Source organism: Salinispora sp. CH2A1_6, assembly GCF_056820975.1.
The window spans coordinates 20,098-38,872 of sequence record NZ_JBXEDG010000012.1; the positions used below are offsets into that span (position 1 = coordinate 20,098).

Below are 18,775 nucleotides of genomic sequence, written 5' to 3' on the forward strand. Positions count from 1 at the left end.
GGCGGCGTCCTCATCACCCTCGTCACCGGCAGACTGGATCGGCGGACCTCGCGGGACGCGTCGTCGCCGGCAACATCGGCGCCACCCCCAACGCCGGCCGGCTCGCGGCCCCCTGACCGACCGCCTGGCGGATCACCCTGCTCGGCGTCGCTGTCCTGGGTGCGGCCCTGGCCCTCATCGCTGGTCTGCTCGTCCGTTCGGCCATCACGCACGGTACCGAGCACTAACCGCCAACCGGCGCGATGGTGGGGGCTGTCTCGCTAGCGGTGTTTCCGGCGATCTTGGTTAGTAGGTTTCAGCGGCTGGGAAGCGGTCGCTGAAGGTGATGGCGAAGGCGTTCAACGCGGGTTTCCAGCGCATCGTCCATCGGGTTCTGCCTGCTCCGGTGGGGTCCAGGGAGCGAGTCACCAGGTACAGACACTTCAACGCGGCCTGCTCGTTGGGGAAGTGGCCGCGGGCCTTGACCGCCCGCCGGTAGCGGGCGTTGAGCGACTCGATCGCGTTGGTCGAGCAGATGACCTTGCGGATCTCCAGGTCGTAGTCGAGGAACGGGATGAACTCCGCCCAGGCGTTGTCCCACAAGCGGATCACCGCCGGATACCGGCCGCGCCACTTGTCGGCCAGGTCGTCGAACGCCGCTCGGGCGGCGTCGGCGTTGACGGCGGTGTAGATCGGCTTGATGTCGCGTTTGATCTCGTCCCAGTACTTGCGGGAGGTGAGCCGGAAGGTGTTGCGGATCAGATGGATCACGCAGGTCTGCACCACCGTGCGGGGCCACACGTTCGTCACGACCTCGGGCAGGCCCTTCAACCCGTCGCAGACGAGGAAGAACACGTCCTTGACGCCGCGGTTGCGTAGGTCGGTGAGCACGCTCATCCAGAACTTCGCGCCCTCACCACCTGCGCCGGCCCACAGACCGAGGATGTCCTTGTCGCCGTCGAGGGTGACGCCGATCGCGGCATAGAACGGCCGGTTGGCGACCTGCCCGTCACGGACCTTGACCACGATGGCGTCGATGAACACCGCGGCGTACATCTCGTCCAGGGGCCGGTGCGACCAATCCGCCATCTCCTCGAGCACCTTGTCGGTGATCCGGGAGATCGTCTCCTTCGACACCGAAGCCCCGTAAATCTCGGCGAAGTGCGCGCTGATCTCCCCGGTCGTGAGGCCTTTGGCATACAGCGACAACACGACCTCGTCGACCCCCGACAAGCGCCGCTGCCGCTTACGGACGATCTGCGGCTCGAACGTGCCCGCCCGGTCCCGCGGCACATCGATCTGCACCGGGCCGTTGCCGTCGGTCAACACCGTCTTCGACCGAGTGCCGTTACGGATGTTGCCCGACCCGACACCGGCCTGGTCGTGCTTTTCGTAGCCGAGGTGCTCGGTCATCTCCTCGTTCAGTGCGGTCTCCAGGACCGTCTTGGTCAGCTGCTTGAGCAGCCCGTCCGGGCCCGTCAACGACAGCCCTTGTTCCTTGGCGGCTCGGACCAACTCGACGGCGGCTTTCGCCTCCGCGGTCGACTCGGGCCGCTTCTTACGTCCGGTCTGATCGTTCAGTGTCGCGGTCATCACGGCACCCTCCTCACCAGGCACAACGCCTGGCAGGTCAGGCCGGAAACACCGTTAGATCCACACTCCCCGATGGTGGCGTTGCGGGGCGTGGGTCTGGAGTAGGTTCGTGCCTCAACGGCCGACGACGGGGAGGGTCAGCGGGATGGACACCAGCACTCAGGAGCTACGGGACGCACACGATGTGTTGTCGGAGTGGTATGCGAAGAACCTGGTCGGGGTACTGGAGAGCATGCCGGTCGAGCGGGCGATGCTCGACCTGTTCGCCGAGCTGACCTTGTCCCTAGGTACGGAGGTCGTGGACGTCGGTTGTGGTACCGGACGACTTCTGCCGTACCTCGCGGGTCGGGGCCTGTCGCCGTCTGGGGTGGACCTGTCGCCGGGAATGGTGGAGGTGGCGCGGCGGGAGCATCCGGGCTTCGGGCACGAGGTCGCCGATCTGCGGGAACTACCGTTCGCCGACGCGTCGCTGGCCGGGGTGGTGTGCTGGTACTCATTGATCTTCCTGGCACCGGACTCCCGGGCGAAGGCGTTCACCGAACTCGCCCGGGTCGTACGGCCGGGCGGATACCTGGTGGCGGCGTTCCAGTGCGGGGACGGGACCGGGCATCGTAATGCTCCTGGTAGCCGCGTCGCACGCCTCGGAGTCGACTTCGACCGGTACTGGCTCTCGACCCAGGAAATGGCAGAGCGCTTCAGCACCGCCGGATTCACCCTGGTGTTCCAGGGCAGCTCTCCGGCCGAAGAGGCGGAGCCCGCTTACGGATACATGTTGGTCCGCAAGGCCAGTTCCGCGAACACGTAGGGCGCGGAGCGCAGACCTCCGGACACCTCCGCCCGCGAGGCCCCCTCCGGGTGGTGCGGAAGGGGCCTCGGCTGTGGGCTCAGAGGTTCAGCGTCCAGGTGTTGATGTAGCCGATGTCGTTGATCCAGATGTCGCCTACCCGCAGTAGCCAGGTGCCGTCCGCGGCCTCGCCGGAGAGGTCGACCGTATAGGTCTCGTTGATGTGGTCAACCCGGTCGAAGAAGTCCCAGTTCTTCAGCCGGTAGGCGGAGCCGTCCGGAGCGACCAGGTCGATCTCCACGTCGCCGCGGAAGGTGTGCCGGATGTTCACCGCGACGGTCGAGGTGGCCGAGGCGGCCCGGCCGCAGTCCGAGAGGGTGCCACCGCCGGCTTGACCGCGTTCGCGGTGACCCAGTCGACGCCGGCGATCATCGCTGCCGTGGTGCCCGCGCCGTCGCAGCCGAGCACCTTGACCGCGACCAGTTTGGTCGCTTTGGCCACGCCGTGCACGGTACCGCCGACGGTGCCGGCGACATGCGTGCCGTGACCGTTGCAGTCGGTGTCGGTGTTGTCCACCGTGTTGGTGCCCCAGGTTGCCCGCCCACCGAAGTCGGTGTGCGTCGTACGGACACCAGTGTCGAGGATGTACGCCGTCACACCACCAGCCGTGTTCGGGTACGTATACGAGCCGTCCCGCGGCCGGTACCGCTGGTCGATGCGGTCCAGACCCCAGGACGGTGGGTCCGGTTGGATGCCCGCGATCGACACGGTGTGGTTCTGTTCGACGTACGCCACCGCCGGGTCGGCGGCGACCCGGGCCGCCCCCGCGGAGCTGAGCCGCAGCTCACCACCGCGCAGGGCCGTGGTGTACGTACGCGCCACCGTGCCACCGTGCCGGCTGCGTAGTCGGGTCAGCGACGACCCGACGGCTGACCGGCTGACCTCGCTGTCCTTGAAGACCACGAGGTAGCTTCCCGGTATGGCCGTGGCCCCGCCGGTGTTGCGGACCGGAGCGGCCGGCTCGGCGCCCTGGGCCTGGGCCGGGGCCGCCGTGGCGACCATGGCCAGGGCTACGACGCCGACCAGGACGGATCTGCGTTGCCTACCCATCTCCTACCTCCCCGTGGACGGCAGCCGGCCGTCCACCCCCGTTCGTAGCGGTTAGCTCGTTCGATGAGTTCGACGTGGTGGACGCGGGGTTCTCGTCCGGGTCAGCCGGCTCGGCGGAGACGGCCCAACATGCCGTCAAGATCACGCCTGAAAATCTCGTGCCGGAAGATGTGCCCGCCTGGCTCTTCGAGTCCCTCGTGGGGAATACCGGCCTGACTGAGAGCGGCGCGGAACTCGCGTTGTCCGGCGAGCACCTGGGTCTCGTTGATGACGTCCCACCAGTTGACCGGCTCTGGTGAGGTGCCGGCGACCAGGAATACCCGTTTGTGGTGGTAGCTCGGAATGCGTTCCATAGGGTTGTCCGCGGTAACCCGAGCCTGGTCGAAGGCCGGCGCGCCGTAGATGGTGCCGCCACCCAGTTCCACCGCGGCGGAACTGAGGTTGGCCCAGTGCGCGACGAGGTGACCGTCGCGACGCAGGCTGGCGGGCCCGGAGTGGGAACTCACCGAGCAAAAATGTCCGAAATACTTGGCGGCGTACTTCAGCGCACCGAAGCCGCCCATCGAGAAGCCGGCCACCGCGCGTCCGTCGTACTCGGCGAAGGTGCGAAAGTTCGCCTCGATCCACGGCAACAGTTGGCCCATGTGGAAGGTTTCCCAGTTACGCGGTCCCACGAAGCTGCTGACCGGGTTGCAGTACCAACCAGCGGCGCCGCCGTCGGGCATGACCACGATGATGTCCCGGCCGGCGGTCAGATTAATGATGTTCTCGCGCATGTGGAAGTGACGGAAGTCCTGCTGGCCACCGTGCAGCAGGTACAGCACGGGGTAGCGTTTGCCGCTGGTGTGGTAACCGTCGGGCAGCAGGACATTGACGGCGGGGTCCCACTCGATCTCGTTGGTGGAGAAGCGGTAGTACTGCAGCCGGTCGGTGTGAATGGTGGGCGGACTGACGACGCGGAGGCCGAACCCGTCACCGACGGCGTGGGCCGGACCCGGTATGAGGGCGGGGCCGCCGAACGCTCCGACGGTGGCTGCGGCTGCCGCGCCGGTGAGGAGGCGGCGGCGACTCAGCGGGGTCGGCTGCGTATGCGGGGTCATGGTTGCTCCCTGAGGTAGGTGGCTTGCAATGAGAGTGGGGAATGGGAACTGGCTACGACGCTCAGGTAGGGGTGATCCAGGTGCCCTGGTCCGGGTGCCAGTGAATGGTGGCCTGTTGGAAGCGTTGGTACTTGCCGTCACCGTCGTCGAGCTCATCGGTGCGGGGGTAGCCCAACACGGCTTCGCTGCCGGCCTCGTGGAAGGCGTCGTAGATAGCGCCGTGAACGGTGTGGGTACCGGTTTCTGGTGACCAGAGAAACAGACCGTGTTCAAAGAACTGGAAACGCCCGCGAGTGCCGTCGGGTGCTTCGGCGGCCTCCGCCTCATCCATCGTGGGGAAGCCCCAGCGTCGCTCGGCGTCGGTGGCCCAGAAGGTGGTGAGAATGTCGCCGTAGATCGCATGGGCGATGTCAGGCCGCCACAGGATGATTCCGTTGTGGAACTGCTGGAACCGCCCACCCAGCGAGGCGTCCTCTTCGGCACGGATCGGCCAACCGAGCGGACTGCCCGGCCCACCCATGCTGTGGTATTTCGCCCCGATCGTGCCGTACGGCTGGAACGCCTCCTCCCGCAGCGCTCGGGCGATGTCCTCCGCCTCGTCGTACCGCGACGGGAACGCGGAACGCTGCACGGCCTGAGCGAGTTGACCGGCGGTACTGCCCTCCATCCCAGGCTCCATCTGCTGGGCCACCTCGAAGAACTTGTTCGCCGCGTAGTCGACGTCGAGACACTGGGCGGGCTGGCACCAGCCCTGGGAGGGGCGCTGCTGGAACACCCCGAGCGAGTCCCGGTCCCCACAGTTCAGGTTGTTCATCCGGGACTCGACCCAGCCCGCCTCGAAGCCCGCCAGCATGACCTTGTCCGACACACCTCGACGTTGGCCCACCTCATAGACCTTGCGGGTGACGACGATGTCCCGCTCTGGGGGAATGAAACAGAATGTCGAGACCAGGTCCGGCTCCGAGTTCCCAGATCTCTGGGCCTGGGCATGGGCCGGGCTGCTCAGGGCGATGACGGCGGTCAGGGTCGTCACCACCAGCAACACCATCGTTGCCGGTCTCGTCGGAGATGAGCCGGTGCCGCGCATGGGAACTCCTCTGCTCGGGCTCGTCGGGAACGGATCGCATCACTGCGGGTGAGGCTGGTTGCCACGACACCAACAGCTGGCGTTCCGGCCCCAATGGCTGACCTTCCGGCCTCAGTGGCCGACGTTCTGGCTTCAGTGGCCGACGTTCCAGCTGGCCAGCGTCAGCTGGCCGAGTCGAACGACGCCTCGAGCCGCGGGAGGTAGTCGGCGATCGCCGGGGCCCAGCAGCCATAGTTGTGACCGCCGTCGCACGTGGGGGACAAGGTGGAGCCGTCTTCGTAGTTGACGGTGTGGTGGGGGATACCGAGGTCGTCGAGGCGGTCCCCAACCGTCGCGGTGGCGATGGCGGTGAAAAAGTCCACGACGTCCTGGTCGCCGGTGTAGAGCGCGATGGTGGTGTCAGCCAACTTGGCGAGGTTGGCCGGTGCGGCCGGGTCGACCTCATTCCAGATCCGGTCGGCGTTGAAGATGGGATACGGGGAGCCGAAGATAGCGTCACTGTCGACGTACGGGCCTACGTCGGCGCAGGTGCCCTCCGGCACGGAGCTACACAACAGGCCGGGGAGGTTGATTTCCGAGGCCACGACGACCGCGCGGATCTCCGCCATACCGAAGTCGATCCCGCCGGACAACGAGGCGACGTGACCGAACAGGTCGGGGCGGGCCTGCGCGTAGTGCAGCGATCCGAAGCCCCCCATCGACAGACCGATGAGGGCCCGGTGATTCCGGTCGGTGCGGGTACGCAGGTTGGCATCGATGAAGGGGACGACCTGTTCGGTGTGGAAGGTCTCCCAGTTGGCCGCGCCGAGGGCGGTGTCCTGCATGACCCAGTCGGCGTACCAACCCTTGAGCCCGCCGTTCGGAGCCACCGTGATCATCGAGTTCGAGCGCAGGGCCGGGACGGCCGCCACGTCGTGCGGGCCGCCGGCCCCACCGTGCAGGAAGTACGCGACCGGCCAGCGCTTGTCGGGTTCGGTGGCGTAGTCGGCGGGAAGAAGCACACGGATCTTGTGTTGGCCGGACAACTGCGCGGTGGTCACGGTGAGAGTCAGGTCGGTGCTGGAGTGGGCCTCGCTGTCGACGAGGGTCAGACCGTGGCCATCGGTAAAGCTCGGGATCTCGACGGGTTGGGCCTGTGCCGCCGATCCGGCGACAGCGACCGCCGCCACCGCCGCCACGGTGGCGGCCGCGGTAGCGGCAGCGGGGAGCCGCAGGAACGACCGGGTTCGGTCGGAGAACCGGGTTCTCATCGGGTGTAGTCCCTTTCTCGGGACGGTCACCGACCTCGGTTGCTGGCAGTCGGCTACCAGCCACGCCGAGCGATCGGTGGACGCGTCGATTCCTCGTTCGGACACCGCTGATGGTGGTATTCGGGCAGGTGCGGAGGACAGGCCACCACACCGGCCATCCGTGACCGGCCAGCGGTGACCGGCCAGCGGTGACCGGCTGGAACCGCGACAACACCCGCCCTCGCGACGACGGAGCCGGTGCGGTTCAGACGGTGCCGACGAACTGGCTGACGTGGTAGGCGGTGGTCCTGCGGTCGGGTGTCTTGGTCCAGGTCGAGACCAGGAGGTGCAGGTCGTTGAGGCGCCGGCTGGACCACGGGTGGATGAACCCGCCGTAGAGCCCGGGCTCCTGCCACGGGAAGATCTGCACCTTCTCCGCCGTCCAGGCCCGGTCCGGCCCGGCAGCCGTACGGGTGACGATGCAGCCGGTGACGCAGTTGAGGTACGACATGACCCAGGTGCCGTCGGCGAGCCGCCGGACCGATGGCTCCCCGAACGAGCCGGTCAGGATCGGCGTACAGGGCCGTCCCCAGCCCCAGTCGCTGCCGTTCCAACCCCAGCCCTCGTACGACTCGGGGTAGAAGAGCTGGTCCCAGAAGACCCGACGAAGCATCATCGGGCCGTCCTGGCGCCCCGGGCGCACGGAGAAGACGTACACCCAGTCGCCGTCACGCTGCATCGTCCACATCTGGTACGGGTCGGTGTTGGTGCCGTCGTTCCACCACTTCAGCGGAGTGCGGACGAACTCGTTGCCGTTGTCGCTGAAGGCCAGTCCGGCGTAGCGCGATCGCCAGTGGGGTCCGGGTTGCCCGGGTTCCGTCCAGTACTCGATGCTCATGTACGAGATCACCTGCCGGCCGGTCTCCGGGAAGCTGATGCCGTCGTTGGGGATGACGGTCACCTCCCAGAGGCCGTCGATGCCGATTCCCCGGTGGCCGTTGTGCATCAGCTCCGGGGCCCGTCCGTCGCCGGCGACTCCCGCCGCGCTGTCGAAGATCACACCATCGGGAGCACCCGGGTGGGCGTGGGAGCGCAGCATCACCGGCGAGCGCCAGTCGTTCGACAGCGGCGGGCCCTCCGGCCACGGGGTGTTGAAGGTGTCTCCGAAGAGATATCCGATGGAACCGTTCTCCAACACGTAGGGGATGCCGAGGTCAGTCCCGGCGACCTGCCACCGGTGGTTGGTGTCCAGGTCGGCGCCGGTGAGGCGTTTCTTCCAGGAGGCGGCCCGGGCTGAGTCGGGGGCAAGCAGCCCACCGGCCGCGACAGCGGTGCCGACCAGGGCGACCCGACCAAGCAGGGTGCGACGATTGATAGTCATCCTGGTATGGAAAACGGCAGCCACGACAGTGGTCAAGCGGGCATCGGGTGACGCGGAATCCTCCCGGTTACACAACAGCGAAATACTCACATCACTATTGACAGGCGTCATGACAGGTCGTCAAAATCACGACGTCGAAGCGCAACACCAGCATCACCGGCAGCCCGGCAGGAGCGTCGCGTCATGACCAGAGCTGCACCTCGGGCAGGACTCGCCGCGATTCTCGCGGTGTGCCTGGTGGCCGCGGGCCTTTCCCTGAACGCGTCGCCCGCACAGGCCGCCCCCGCTTTCAAGGCCCCTTTTCCCTGTGGTCAGCAGTGGACCTACAGCCACCACAGCAGTGAGGTCCGCCAGGCACTCGATTTCATCCGTGCCGACGGCGGCGCCACTGACGGCGCCCCCGTGCTCGCCTCCGCCGCCGGCACCGCCTACCGGCACTCACAGTCGGGTGGCGCCGGCAACTACATTGTCATCGATCACGGTGGCGGGTGGCAGACCTACTACTTTCATCTCTCCGCGTTCTCGGTGGCAGATGGCACGGGCGTCATTCAGGGGCAGCAGATCGGGCTGACCGGAAACACCGGCAACTCCTTCGGCGCGCACATCCACTACGAGCAGCTCTACAACGGGGTGGGGCAGACCATCGTCATCAACGGTGGGTCGCTGGCGCCATATCCGGGCTCATACCACCAGCGCTACCTCACCAGCGACAACTGCGGTCGTCCCACCGCACCGGTCGCGGGGCGGGCGTTCGCGTTCGGCGGCGGTCAGCACTATGTGGCCGTCGGATCAGCGGGGACTCTGCAGCACCTGTCGTGGTCGCCGGAGTCGGGGGTAATGCAGGCGGACTGGGGCGGCGGATCGTTGACCGGTAAGGCGGTGGGGTACGCGCACGCCAACCAGCAGCACGTGTTCGCCCGGGGAAGCGACAACACGTTGCGACACTGGTGGTTTGCCCCGGACATGGACGCCCCGGGGGTGGACAACTGGGACACAGAGGGACGGGTCTATTCGAATCCCACCGGTTTTGCGTACGGCAATCAGCAGCATGTCTTCTACCGAAACCCCGACGGGCAGTTGGAGCATCGGTTCTACGACCTCGACACGGGTCAGGTCACGGGTGGGGTGTGGCCCGGTGGATCGTTCGTCGGGAACCCCTACGCGTTCGTGCACCGCGACCAGCAGCACATCTTCGGCCGCACCGCCTCCGGCGGGCTGATCCACTGGTACTGGTGGCCGGGGATCAGCCCCGGTACCGACGACTGGGGTGTCACCTCGGGTGTGGCCTCAGACCCGACGGGATTCTCCTACGGCGGAAACCAGCACCATGTGTTCTTCCGCAACAGTGACGGCGACCTCGCCCACCGGTTCTTCGACGACCCGTCGGGCACCTTTGGGGGCGATGTCTGGCCGGGCGGAGCCTTCGTCGGCAACCCGCACGCCTTCGTGCACCGCGACCAGCAGCACATCTTCGGCCGCACCGCGTCGGGAGACCTGGTGCACTGGTACTGGTGGCCCGGAATCGACCCCGGCGTGGACAACTGGGGTGCGCGTGGAGTCGTGACCGGCGACCCGGCTGGCCTGTCCGCTCCTGGACAGCACCACGTGTTCTATCGGCTCGGCAACGGCACCCTCGAACATCGCTTCGTCAGCGACGCCACCGGCCAGCTCGTCACCGACAACTGGGGCGGATCACTCGCACCGTGACGAGCCGGAAGAGGGACTCCACCTGGTAGTCGCAAAAGCCGCTGATGCCGTTGCTCACCGCGGTGGCGAGCAGGGCGACTCCGTTCGCTCGCCCCACCACCGACCGACAGCGAGCAGGCTGGATACTGCATCCTGCAGGTAGGTGCGCGAGAGGAGTTGGTCGTGAGTTCGGACGAGGTGAGCGCGGCCGACCCGCGTACCGGGACGATAGCGTCGATACTGGATGGTGCTATCGGCTGGGAACCCCTCTCCGGCGGGCTCGCCCACCACGTGCAGCGGGTCCGGCTCGCCGATGGCCGGCCAGCCGTGGTCAAGCAGACCCCGACGTCCTCGCAGAACCCGCCCGGCATGTTCGCCCTGGAAGCCGCGGGGTTGTGCGCCCTGCGCGATCGCGGTGGCGTCCAGACCCCCGAGGTCTACGAGGTGACCGAGCGCCATCTCGTCCTCGCCGCTCTGGCTCCCCGCCCCGACACCGACCGGTACTGGGAAGAAGCCGGCCGTACGATCGCCCGGCTGCACTCCGTCCAGGGCAACACCTTCGGCTGGCCCGAGGACGGCTGGCTCGGCCTACTCCCCCAGCACAACAAGCAGTCCAGCGACGGCCACGAGTTCTTCGCCACCCGCCGGCTACTGCGTTACGCGACCGAGCCGAAGGTCCAACAGGTCCTGGAGCCGACCGACCTGACCCGGCTGGAACGCATCTGCGAACGGCTACCCGAACTGCTCCCCACCGCACCCGCCGTGCTCACCCACGGCGACCTCTGGCGCAACAACCTCATCGCCACCGACCAGGGCACTCCCGTACTCATCGACCCCGCGGTGCACTGGAACTGGGCCGAGGCCGACCTCAGCATGATCTACAGCGTCGACCGCCCGCCCGAGCCCTTCTTCGCCGCCTACGAGGAAGCCGCCGCTCCCCAACCGGGCTGGCGGGACCGCATGGACCTGCTCAACCTCCGCGAACAGCTCAGCGTCCTCGCCCACTTCGGCTCCGACCTCCCGGACTGGATCCGCGACACCAAAGCCGTGCTACGCAAATACAGCTGAACAGCGGACTTCGGCCGGCACCGGGCGCCGCGGTGGAAGCCAGAAGAAGCTAGCTGGCACCTTGTCCGAGCCCGGAGGCTGGAGGAGTGCCCCGAACTGCCGTAGCTTGTCCTCAGCGGGCAGGAGGCGCCATGTTTGCCGAGCACGTGCGGGACTTTGCGGCAACTGCCGTGATCTTCGGTTTCTTCGCTTCGAGCTGGTTCGGCTGGGCGCAGGAGGCGCCTCCGGGCAAGTGGCGCGGGCTCCTCGCCGCCGGCTCGGTGACCGGCCTCCTCACCGCGATCGCCGGTGCTCTGCTGACCTGGCGACTCTGGCACAACGACACCGCCTTCGACGAGGCCACCAGCCGCGCGTTCGGAGTCGTGGTCGCCATCGAGTTCGGGGCTGCCGCCCTCGGGGCGGTCCTGCTCGCGCTCCGCGGCCGACGGGACCTGATCTCGATGTGGGTCGCCTTCGTCGTCGGTGTTCACCTCTTCCCGGTCGCCACGCTGATCGGCTATCCGATGATCTACCTGGTCGCCGCTCTCATCACGGTCGTCTCGGTCGCCGCGATCCCGGTCGCCCGGGCTCGAAAGCTGTCGGTGAGCGCAGTCGTCGGTGCGCCAACCGGGCTGGTCCTGCTCACCGCCGCCCTCTTCTCCGTGGTCTCCGCAGCCATCCTCGGCTTCTGAATCCCCGCTCCGCTGGACGGGCCTAATCTCGCTTGCCGCGGTCATGCGGTTGTCCTCTACGTTGCCCAGGTGACTGTCGAGATCCCCTACCACGGCGAAATTCCGGTCACCATTGGCCTGTTCGTGGATCCGGGAACAATCGATGGGGCCGCGCAGCCGAAAAACCGTAACCTCGAATACGACGCCTTCAATGACCGGTACGCCAACTTCCTCCTGGACGAGATCATCCCTCAGGTCACCGACCGCTACTCCATCACCAGCTTTACGAAGATGCCGGGGGTAATCCATACCCCGAACTGACTCCCCGCGTTCCCCGCAAGCCGCTACGCGTCTTCTTGCAGGCGGGCCACCGAGATCTACGCTGGAACGAGCCCGAGCAAAACTGGCTGGCCGACAACCTCCGGGTCACGGCCGCTCTGGCCGAAGCCGGCTATGACTTCCGTCTTGTGCTGGGCGACGGTGGCCACAGTCCGAATCATGGCGGCACCCTTATCCCCGACGCTCTGCGGTGGCTGTGGCGACCGGCCGACAGCCCATGAGCGAAGTTTTTCCTCTCACCGGACAGCCACGGGTTGTCTCGCTGGCTGCACCGCGAGTGTTGCTACTCTCCGCGCAAGCGCGCTGGTCGTACGGTGTCCGATGGAGAACTGGACCCAGAGAACGGGAAGATCCCATGAGTGACGTTGACGGCGCGTACGCCTCCGGCACGCCGTGCTGGTTCGACATGACGGTGCCCAGCCGGGACACCGCAATGGACTTCTACGGACCGGTGCTGGGCTGGACCTTCGAGGGCGACTTCTACACGATGTGCCAGGTTCGCGGAAGACCGGTAGCGGCGATCGCCGAACCACATCAGGGCGAACCGCCGCCTGCCCAGTCGAACTGGACGATCTACCTCGCGACGGCGGACTGCGCGGCGGCGCTGCGACGGGTCACCGATGCCGGTGGCAAGGTGGTGAAGCCGCGGCAGGACGCCATGGTCGGCTGGCTGGCGATCGCTCAGGACACCACCGGTGGCGTCTTCGCCCTGTGGCAGGGCCGCGAGTTGAGCGGGTCGCAAGTGGTTGACGAGGGCGGAGCGCCGTGTTGGAGCGAGGTGACCAGCGCCGACCTGCCCGCCACTGTCGAGTTCTACCGGCGGGTCTTCGGCTACGACACCGCACCGCGCGAGGACGCGCCCCACGTGACGCTCCACTCCGGTGGTCGCCCGGTGGCGGGAGTCTTCGCCGGCGCGGAGCAGCGCCCACATGAAGGGCACGCGGCGTGGCTGGCGTACTTCCAGGTCCCCGACGCGGAGAAGGCCGCGGAGCAGGCGGTGTCGCACGGTGGTCGGGTGGTGACGGCTCTGCAGGAATCGCCGCATGGGCGCACCGTCGTCCTGGCCGACCCGTTCGGAGCCACCTTCGTGGCCACCGAACGCGGCGGCCCGTTCCGCCTCCGGCACACGAGATAAGCCATGGCGCCGTTCCGCCCGCACCTCGCGGCCCCAGTCCTGTCCTTCGATGCTTCCCTACCGATAGGATGCGATTAAGGAATGCGTCGATCTTTAACCAGCACGCTCGGGATTGAACGCGAAGGGACCGACACCAGATGAGTCACACCAAGGTAGGCACAATCGCGGGCTTCGACCTGACCGTCCAGAACGCAGACGGCATACGCGACTTCTACGCAGACGTGGCCGGCTGGAAGCCGGAGCCGCTAAGCATGGGCGACTACGACGACTATATGATGCTCGCACAGGACGGTAACCCGGTCGCGGGCATCTGCCATGCCAGGAATGGCAACGCCGATCTGCCACCGCAGTGGATCACCTACATCGCGGTCGGCAACCTTTCCGCGAGCCTGGCGCGGGTGACCGACAAGGGCGGTGCGGTGGTGCGGCAGCCCAGCGGCACCGGTCCGGGCGATTTCGCGCTGATCAAGGACCCCGCGGGCGCGGTCGTCGCGCTGATGCAGGACCCCCACCCAAGCTGAGCCGCACACGGCCTCAGCTATCGGGAACCCGACCGAGCCCGATGGAGCGCTTCCCACGTTCCGCGCAAGCGCCGATCGAGTCGTTATACCTCCCACAGCGCCCCTGGCCAGGGAGCACCTTCAGCTCGGGCTGATCGCTGCACGAATCCCGACAGCGACAGCAAACAAGAGGAGGTACGAGACGGCGCTGACGCCAACCATGGCCATTGCCTTGGCAGCCGATCCGGCCTGGATCCGGGCGACATGCAGGTTCGCCCACAAGCCCAACGCTCCGACAAGTCCACCGAGGGCACCCCCGATCGTTACGAGCAGGAGCGGCAGCGGAGCCAACACCCGCAGCATGACTGGTATCGAAGGACCGGTCCGGTGCCGCACGCCGCTGATCTCCACCGTCGGGTAGGGATCGGCAAACGCGATGCGTACGGTGGCGTCGACCGCACTACCGTCTGTGGCCGGCAACGTGTACTGGCGCCTGCCCGACCGGGGGGCGGATACTCCGCCCACGGTGACTTTCGGGTTCCCCAGAAGGGCGTTGGTCGTGACAACAATCGGGCCGGCCACGCCGTCGATGCTGATGGGTTCCGTGTTCACCGACGTGATCTTAGAGAAGCCCATTCAGCTTCGTCCAATCCGTTCAGTCTCACTTCCCCTTAATACCGGACGAGAGTGGCGAAACGATCGACACAAAGCGAAACAGCCGCGGTCGACCACGAGGCCATTAACAGCTGACACTACGCTCCGCATCGCTGACGCAACAGACAAACCCGCGCCACACCACCAGAGACTACGACTAGCCCATGGCCCCCTATTCAGGTGAGCTGGTCCGCGTCAAGGTTGGCTCACCCGCTGCGCAACGGGTCCGCCGGACGGGTTCACCGGTTCGCCCGGCGGACCCGTCCGGCGCACCCCAGCACCCTGGGCCTACGCCTCGGCGTCGTGACGATTCACGGACCCCCACGGTCAACCCGAGAGCTGCAGGGCCTGGGGCGCGGGATCACCACGGCCTTCTTCAGTCGCCGCAATCTCGCCGTCCGCGCCCGAGGTAGGGCCCGCGGGCGCGGCTCCGATCGGGTCAACGCCGCTTTACCCGCTGGGCATCCTTGATGACCCGGGCGAGTCTCCGACCCGCGCGGCGCTGGGCCGCAGGATCCGCGCGGAGTTCTGCCCACGCGGCCTCCCGGCACAGCTGGTTCCAGGCCCGCATTCGTTGCTCGCTCAGCCTCCCGTCGGCGACGGCCGCGAGCACCTCGCAGCCAGGCTCGTTGGCGTGACTGCAGTCGCCGAAGCGACAGCCGAGCGCCAACTCCGCGATGTCGTCGAACCCCGCGTCAACGGTGGCAACGTCGGCATGGACGCCGACCTCGCGCATGCCGGGGGTGTCAATCAGGCAGCAGCCGCCCTCCAGCGCGAAGAGCTGCCGGGCAGTGGTGGTGTGCCGGCCCTTCGCATCCGAGCTGCGGACCTTTCCGGTGGCACCCAACTCCCGACCGGCAAGGGCGTTGAGGAGCGTCGACTTTCCTGCCCCGGACTCGCCGACGAGCACCAGCGTGCGCTCCGCGCACCGGCCGAGGAGGTCGGATACCCCGGTGGCGGTCACCGCCGCCACAGAGGTGATGTCGACGCCGGGATGCTGCTGGAGCAGACCGTCTTCGATGGCGGCGGTGGAGCTCACGAGGTCGGCCTTGGCGAGGATCACCAGGGGTACCGCTCCAGCGTCCCAGGCCAGCGAGGTGAACCGTTGCAGCCGGCCGTGGACGACCGGCCGGTCCACGCCGCAGACAATGCCCACCACGTCGACGTTCGCGGCGATGAGCTGACTCCCTCCGGTGGAGGGGTCACGACGGCGCAGTAGCGAGGCCCGTGGCAGCAGGTCGAGGACGCGATCGTCATCGACGACGACCCAGTCACCGACCGCAAGCGCGGGCGCCGAGGACCGTACGGGGAAGTGGCGGGTGCCACCTTCGGTGCTGATCAGGACGGCTGAGCCGTCGTGGCGGACAACCCGCCCCGGACGGCCAGCACCGTGTGCGGCAAGCGCCGCCTGCCATCGGTTCGACCAGCCCAAGGCGGTAAGAGACAAGGATGATTCTGGGGTCACCGATGGACCCCGATGGGGAAAAGACAACTGAGGAACCCTCTGTGTGAAGGAGTGAGATCCGATCGGGTGAACCGATCGTCACCTGATGTCGCTCAGGCGCACGAAGCGTGGCGGTTCTCAGCAGTCACATGCATGAAAACGCCACCTCCTCCTTCAGGTCCCGCAGCCTCGAGGCGAGGCCCCCGACCACACTACGCCATCCGTTCGCCCGCGTCACGGCCGAAGGACTTCCGCTCGACCGGGATCGACGGCCGGTGGTCAACGGGTTGCAACGGAGCGCGGCGGCCTGACTCAGGTGGCGCTTCCTTCGGTGGGGGGAACGTCGACGGCCGGGAAGCACCCGGCCAGTGGGTCGTCGTAGTGCCGCCAGGCGTCGCTGCCGTCGGCGAGTTCGTCATCGGTGAGCAGACAACCGGTGAGGGTGTGGCACAGCGAGACGGGGTCGAGGCCCAGGCCGATGAAGACCAGGTGCTGGTGGCGATCGCCGTAGTAGGGGTCCCAGTCGAGTGCGGCGGCGAGCCGGCGGTGGTCGGACACGTCGTCCCAGCAGGAGTCGGGAAGGGCGACCAGCCAGTGGCCGAGGGAGCCGAGGCGGAGTCCACCCCCAGCGAAGTTCCAGGCAATCACGGTGTCGGGCTGGCTGGCGAGCCAGAGGTGCCCGCGAGAGCGTAGGACCTGGTCGTTGAGATCCTCAAACACGTCGTGGATGCGCCGCGGGTGGAACGGCCGACGGGCCCGGAAGACGACCGAGACGATGCCGCAGTCCGGGTCCGGCTCGTGCACCCCGAGGACGTACCCCTCAAGGCCACGGGTCAGGATGCCGGGGGTCTCGGGCCGGTGCCGGAGGGTGCCGCGCAGTTGGCGGGTCAGCGCGGCGGCGTCGAGCTGATCATCGTTGACGGTCACCTGCATCGCCCACGGCGCCATCCGCTCGAGCAGCACCGACAGGCGACTGATGCCGTAGGCGCCGGCTCGGGACCGGCCCCAGAGAACGAGAGTGTCGGCGTACTCGATCTGTCGGACGATGACGTCGGCCAGCGCCCGGTCGTCGTAGTCCGCCGCCGCGATGCCGAGGTGTTTCAGGTCGTCGGTGCTGACGAGCCCGTCGAGCAGATGTTCGGCATCGACGACCGTGACATAGGAATCGATCCGGATCAGATCGGTGATCGGAGCGCCGGCAACGGGGCGGTGCGCGCAGACGGCGGCGACCGCCTCGGGCTCGACCACCTCGGGCAGCATCAGCAGCAGATCGCGGTTGGGCTGCGTGCGGGCCAGCCGGGCGAGGGTGGGCAGCACATCTTCCCGCAGCGTGCAGGGGACGCATCCGTGTGCGAGCGTGATCCGCTCGTCCTCGAGTACGCCCGCGCTGTCGCGCACGACCCGTCGTACGGTGCCGACGCTCAGGTCGGCGAGGTCGTGCTGGACCAACAGCAGGGTCGGATCCGCCACCAGCAGCGTACGGGCGACGGCGTACGTCGCGGACGGCCAGGAGCCGCTGAGCACGGTCAGGGACGGCCGGGTGCCGGCTAGGGCAGCACCGGGATCGGTGGGCGCGAGTGGAGACGTTGCCATCACAGTCCTCTCAACTCTTAATGAAAACGATTGTCAGTCTAAGCCCATCGGGCGCGCTGGGTGGACAGGGCGTCGACATCCAGTCCACGAAACCCGTTACACCGGTCGCACTCACACCGGCGCACCTGACGCCGATCGGTCCCGACCGACCCGGACCGTCTGGCGCCACCCGAGAGCGACCCGGTCGCGCGCCCAGTCCCTCAGGAGAGGCTGCGGACACCTACTGGCTGTCCGCCGCTCTCCTCACCGGTCGGCCGAAAGCCCAACCTGAGGTCGAAGTCCGCTGCTCCCCCACCCCCGGCTCCCAGGTGACGTAATCATGGTCGGGCCCCCACGGAGTGCGGTTTTGCCTGCGCGCGAGAGGCGCACCCCAATCTGGGCACCCACAGCAGACAGACGACAGCCGGTTTCGTTACCCCTGCTACGGTGTGGGAGAAGTCACCCATCGCGAGTCGAGATGAGATTCCCAGTGACAAACACCCCTTCGGAAACCAAGCCACCGGCCGCCAAACCGAACGGGTCACTCTCCTCGAAGATCGACACTACGATCGCGCACCCGGCGCGGATCTGGAACTACTGGCTGGGCGGCAAGGACAACTTCGAGGTGGATCGCGAGGTCGGCGACCACACGATCGCTGCCTACCCACACATCCTCGAACTGGCCCGCAACCAGCGATCCTTCCTGGTACGCGCGGTCACTCACCTGGCCAGAGAGACCGGCATTCGCCAGTTTCTGGACATCGGCACCGGCCTGCCGACAGCGAACAACACCCACGAGGTCGCCCAGTCGATTGCACCCGAGTCGCGCATCGTCTACGCCGACAACGACCCGCTGGTCCTGGTGCACGCGCGGGCGCTACTGACCAGCCACCCCGAGGGTGCCACCGACTACATCGACGCCGACCTGCGGGACCCGGACAAGATCCTCGCTGCGGCGGCCAAGACACTCGATTTCACCAAGCCGATCGCCATCACCATGCTCGGCATTGTGATCTTCCTGGCTGACGACAATGAGGCCTACCGAGTAGTCGACCGCCTGGTTGAGGCGCTTCCGTCGGGGAGTTACCTGGCGATGACACACACCACCAACGCCATCCACGGAGCCGCGACCGACGAGGCGGTCCGGATCTGGAACGAGGGCGGTTCAGACCCGATGGTGGTGCGTAGTCTCGACGGCATCGGCCGATTCTTCCGCGGCCTTGAGCTGGTCGAGCCGGGCATCGTCTCACTGACCCGATGGCGACCCGACGCCGACACCGCCGCCGGGCCCGAGGTCGACGAGTTCTGCGGAGTGGGCCGCAAGCCGTAACCGGCAGGCAGGACACCGCAGACGAGCTACTTCCGGTTTCCGGCGGGCTACTTTCCGGCTTCCGGCGGCGCGGCCTGCGGCACCAGCGGAGTGACTCGCGGCAAGAGGGTCGTAGGCGTCATAGATAACGGTCA

At 67.3% G+C, this 18,775-nt stretch carries 15 protein-coding genes and 3 pseudogenes; 8 read left to right on the plus strand and 10 right to left on the minus strand.

Features of this window, described 5'->3' with window-relative positions; all coding sequences use genetic code 11:
* Window positions 1-285: 285 nt before the first annotated feature.
* Window positions 286-1,572, minus strand: a complete 1,287-nt coding sequence (locus tag AC1UKG_RS15685; protein WP_482641803.1) for an IS256 family transposase — start codon at window positions 1,570-1,572, stop codon at window positions 286-288.
* 145 nt (window positions 1,573-1,717) lie between these two features.
* Between AC1UKG_RS15685 and AC1UKG_RS15690 the strand changes: the two genes are divergently transcribed.
* Window positions 1,718-2,377: a class I SAM-dependent methyltransferase gene (locus AC1UKG_RS15690; protein ID WP_482642476.1), complete on the plus strand. Its 660-nt coding sequence runs from the start codon at window positions 1,718-1,720 to the stop codon at window positions 2,375-2,377.
* A 79-nt stretch (window positions 2,378-2,456) separates the two neighbouring features.
* Here the strand turns inward: AC1UKG_RS15690 and AC1UKG_RS15695 are convergent.
* The 5 genes and pseudogenes from AC1UKG_RS15695 to AC1UKG_RS15715 all read right to left on the minus strand — a co-directional run bounded on the left by AC1UKG_RS15695 (window position 2,457) and on the right by AC1UKG_RS15715 (window position 8,263).
* A pseudogene (locus AC1UKG_RS15695) lies at window positions 2,457-3,466 on the minus strand (proprotein convertase P-domain-containing protein).
* 101 nt (window positions 3,467-3,567) lie between these two features.
* Complete coding sequence (locus AC1UKG_RS15700; RefSeq protein WP_029124325.1) at window positions 3,568-4,566, minus strand: alpha/beta hydrolase-fold protein; 999 nt, start codon at window positions 4,564-4,566, stop codon at window positions 3,568-3,570.
* A gap of 61 nt (window positions 4,567-4,627) precedes the next feature.
* On the minus strand, window positions 4,628-5,653 hold the full coding sequence (locus AC1UKG_RS15705) for a hypothetical protein (protein WP_026325277.1): 1,026 nt from the start codon (window positions 5,651-5,653) through the stop codon (window positions 4,628-4,630).
* Between the two features lie 161 nt (window positions 5,654-5,814).
* Entirely contained in the window at window positions 5,815-6,903 is a 1,089-nt protein-coding gene (locus AC1UKG_RS15710) for an alpha/beta hydrolase (RefSeq protein ID WP_482642475.1), read from the minus strand.
* 244 nt (window positions 6,904-7,147) lie between these two features.
* Window positions 7,148-8,263: a DUF4185 domain-containing protein gene (locus tag AC1UKG_RS15715; RefSeq protein WP_018743727.1), complete on the minus strand. Its 1,116-nt coding sequence runs from the start codon at window positions 8,261-8,263 to the stop codon at window positions 7,148-7,150.
* A gap of 183 nt (window positions 8,264-8,446) precedes the next feature.
* On the opposite strand from AC1UKG_RS15715, the gene AC1UKG_RS15720 reads away from it, so the two are divergent.
* The 6 genes and pseudogenes from AC1UKG_RS15720 to AC1UKG_RS15745 all read left to right on the plus strand — a co-directional run bounded on the left by AC1UKG_RS15720 (window position 8,447) and on the right by AC1UKG_RS15745 (window position 13,662).
* A complete protein-coding gene (locus tag AC1UKG_RS15720) occupies window positions 8,447-9,970 on the plus strand; it encodes a M23 family metallopeptidase (RefSeq protein WP_026325276.1) in 1,524 nt (507 codons plus the stop codon).
* A gap of 162 nt (window positions 9,971-10,132) precedes the next feature.
* The gene (locus AC1UKG_RS15725; RefSeq protein WP_018743725.1) at window positions 10,133-11,017 is read left to right on the plus strand and encodes a fructosamine kinase family protein; all 885 of its coding nucleotides are present in this window, start codon (window positions 10,133-10,135) and stop codon (window positions 11,015-11,017) included.
* A gap of 131 nt (window positions 11,018-11,148) precedes the next feature.
* Window positions 11,149-11,688 carry a hypothetical protein gene (locus tag AC1UKG_RS15730; RefSeq protein WP_018743724.1) on the plus strand — a complete coding sequence of 180 codons (540 nt, stop codon included), beginning with the start codon at window positions 11,149-11,151 and terminating at the stop codon, window positions 11,686-11,688.
* Window positions 11,689-11,775: 87 nt separating this feature from the next.
* Window positions 11,776-12,227 (plus strand): annotated as a pseudogene (locus tag AC1UKG_RS15735) (alpha/beta hydrolase); the annotation flags it as partial.
* 134 nt (window positions 12,228-12,361) lie between these two features.
* The gene (locus AC1UKG_RS15740; protein WP_029124320.1) at window positions 12,362-13,141 is read left to right on the plus strand and encodes a VOC family protein; all 780 of its coding nucleotides are present in this window, start codon (window positions 12,362-12,364) and stop codon (window positions 13,139-13,141) included.
* A gap of 137 nt (window positions 13,142-13,278) precedes the next feature.
* A complete protein-coding gene (locus tag AC1UKG_RS15745) occupies window positions 13,279-13,662 on the plus strand; it encodes a VOC family protein (RefSeq protein WP_482642474.1) in 384 nt (127 codons plus the stop codon).
* A 120-nt stretch (window positions 13,663-13,782) separates the two neighbouring features.
* On the opposite strand, the gene AC1UKG_RS15750 is transcribed toward AC1UKG_RS15745, so the two are convergent.
* The 4 genes and pseudogenes from AC1UKG_RS15750 to AC1UKG_RS15765 all read right to left on the minus strand — a co-directional run.
* Window positions 13,783-14,253 (minus strand): hypothetical protein, encoded by a 471-nt coding sequence (locus tag AC1UKG_RS15750; protein ID WP_026325273.1) that lies wholly within the window; start codon window positions 14,251-14,253, stop codon window positions 13,783-13,785.
* Window positions 14,254-14,734: 481 nt separating this feature from the next.
* A complete protein-coding gene (gene rsgA / locus AC1UKG_RS15755) occupies window positions 14,735-15,727 on the minus strand; it encodes a ribosome small subunit-dependent GTPase A (RefSeq protein ID WP_018743720.1) in 993 nt (330 codons plus the stop codon).
* 324 nt (window positions 15,728-16,051) lie between these two features.
* Window positions 16,052-17,332 carry a GTP-binding protein gene (locus AC1UKG_RS15760; RefSeq protein ID WP_475890088.1) on the minus strand — a complete coding sequence of 427 codons (1,281 nt, stop codon included), beginning with the start codon at window positions 17,330-17,332 and terminating at the stop codon, window positions 16,052-16,054.
* A gap of 200 nt (window positions 17,333-17,532) precedes the next feature.
* Window positions 17,533-17,663 (minus strand): annotated as a pseudogene (locus AC1UKG_RS15765) (GNAT family N-acetyltransferase); the annotation flags it as partial.
* Window positions 17,664-17,801: 138 nt separating this feature from the next.
* Between AC1UKG_RS15765 and AC1UKG_RS15770 the strand changes: the two are divergent.
* Window positions 17,802-18,641, plus strand: coding sequence for an SAM-dependent methyltransferase (locus AC1UKG_RS15770; RefSeq protein WP_475890090.1), 840 nt, complete (start codon window positions 17,802-17,804; stop codon window positions 18,639-18,641).
* The last annotated feature ends 134 nt before the right edge of the window (window positions 18,642-18,775 follow it).

Coding starts and splice junctions, on each gene's coding strand:
- AC1UKG_RS15710 (WP_482642475.1), bottom strand. CDS start 6,903: ATGAGAACCCGGTTCTCCGACCGAACCCGGTCGTTCCTGCGGCTCCCC.
- AC1UKG_RS15720 (WP_026325276.1), top strand. CDS start 8,447: ATGACCAGAGCTGCACCTCGGGCAGGACTCGCCGCGATTCTCGCGGTG.
- AC1UKG_RS15715 (WP_018743727.1), bottom strand. CDS start 8,263: ATGACTATCAATCGTCGCACCCTGCTTGGTCGGGTCGCCCTGGTCGGC.
- AC1UKG_RS15730 (WP_018743724.1), top strand. CDS start 11,149: ATGTTTGCCGAGCACGTGCGGGACTTTGCGGCAACTGCCGTGATCTTC.
- AC1UKG_RS15690 (WP_482642476.1), top strand. CDS start 1,718: ATGGACACCAGCACTCAGGAGCTACGGGACGCACACGATGTGTTGTCG.
- AC1UKG_RS15700 (WP_029124325.1), bottom strand. CDS start 4,566: ATGACCCCGCATACGCAGCCGACCCCGCTGAGTCGCCGCCGCCTCCTC.
- AC1UKG_RS15740 (WP_029124320.1), top strand. CDS start 12,362: ATGAGTGACGTTGACGGCGCGTACGCCTCCGGCACGCCGTGCTGGTTC.
- AC1UKG_RS15705 (WP_026325277.1), bottom strand. CDS start 5,653: ATGCGCGGCACCGGCTCATCTCCGACGAGACCGGCAACGATGGTGTTG.
- AC1UKG_RS15760 (WP_475890088.1), bottom strand. CDS start 17,332: ATGGCAACGTCTCCACTCGCGCCCACCGATCCCGGTGCTGCCCTAGCC.
- AC1UKG_RS15745 (WP_482642474.1), top strand. CDS start 13,279: ATGAGTCACACCAAGGTAGGCACAATCGCGGGCTTCGACCTGACCGTC.
- AC1UKG_RS15685 (WP_482641803.1), bottom strand. CDS start 1,572: ATGACCGCGACACTGAACGATCAGACCGGACGTAAGAAGCGGCCCGAG.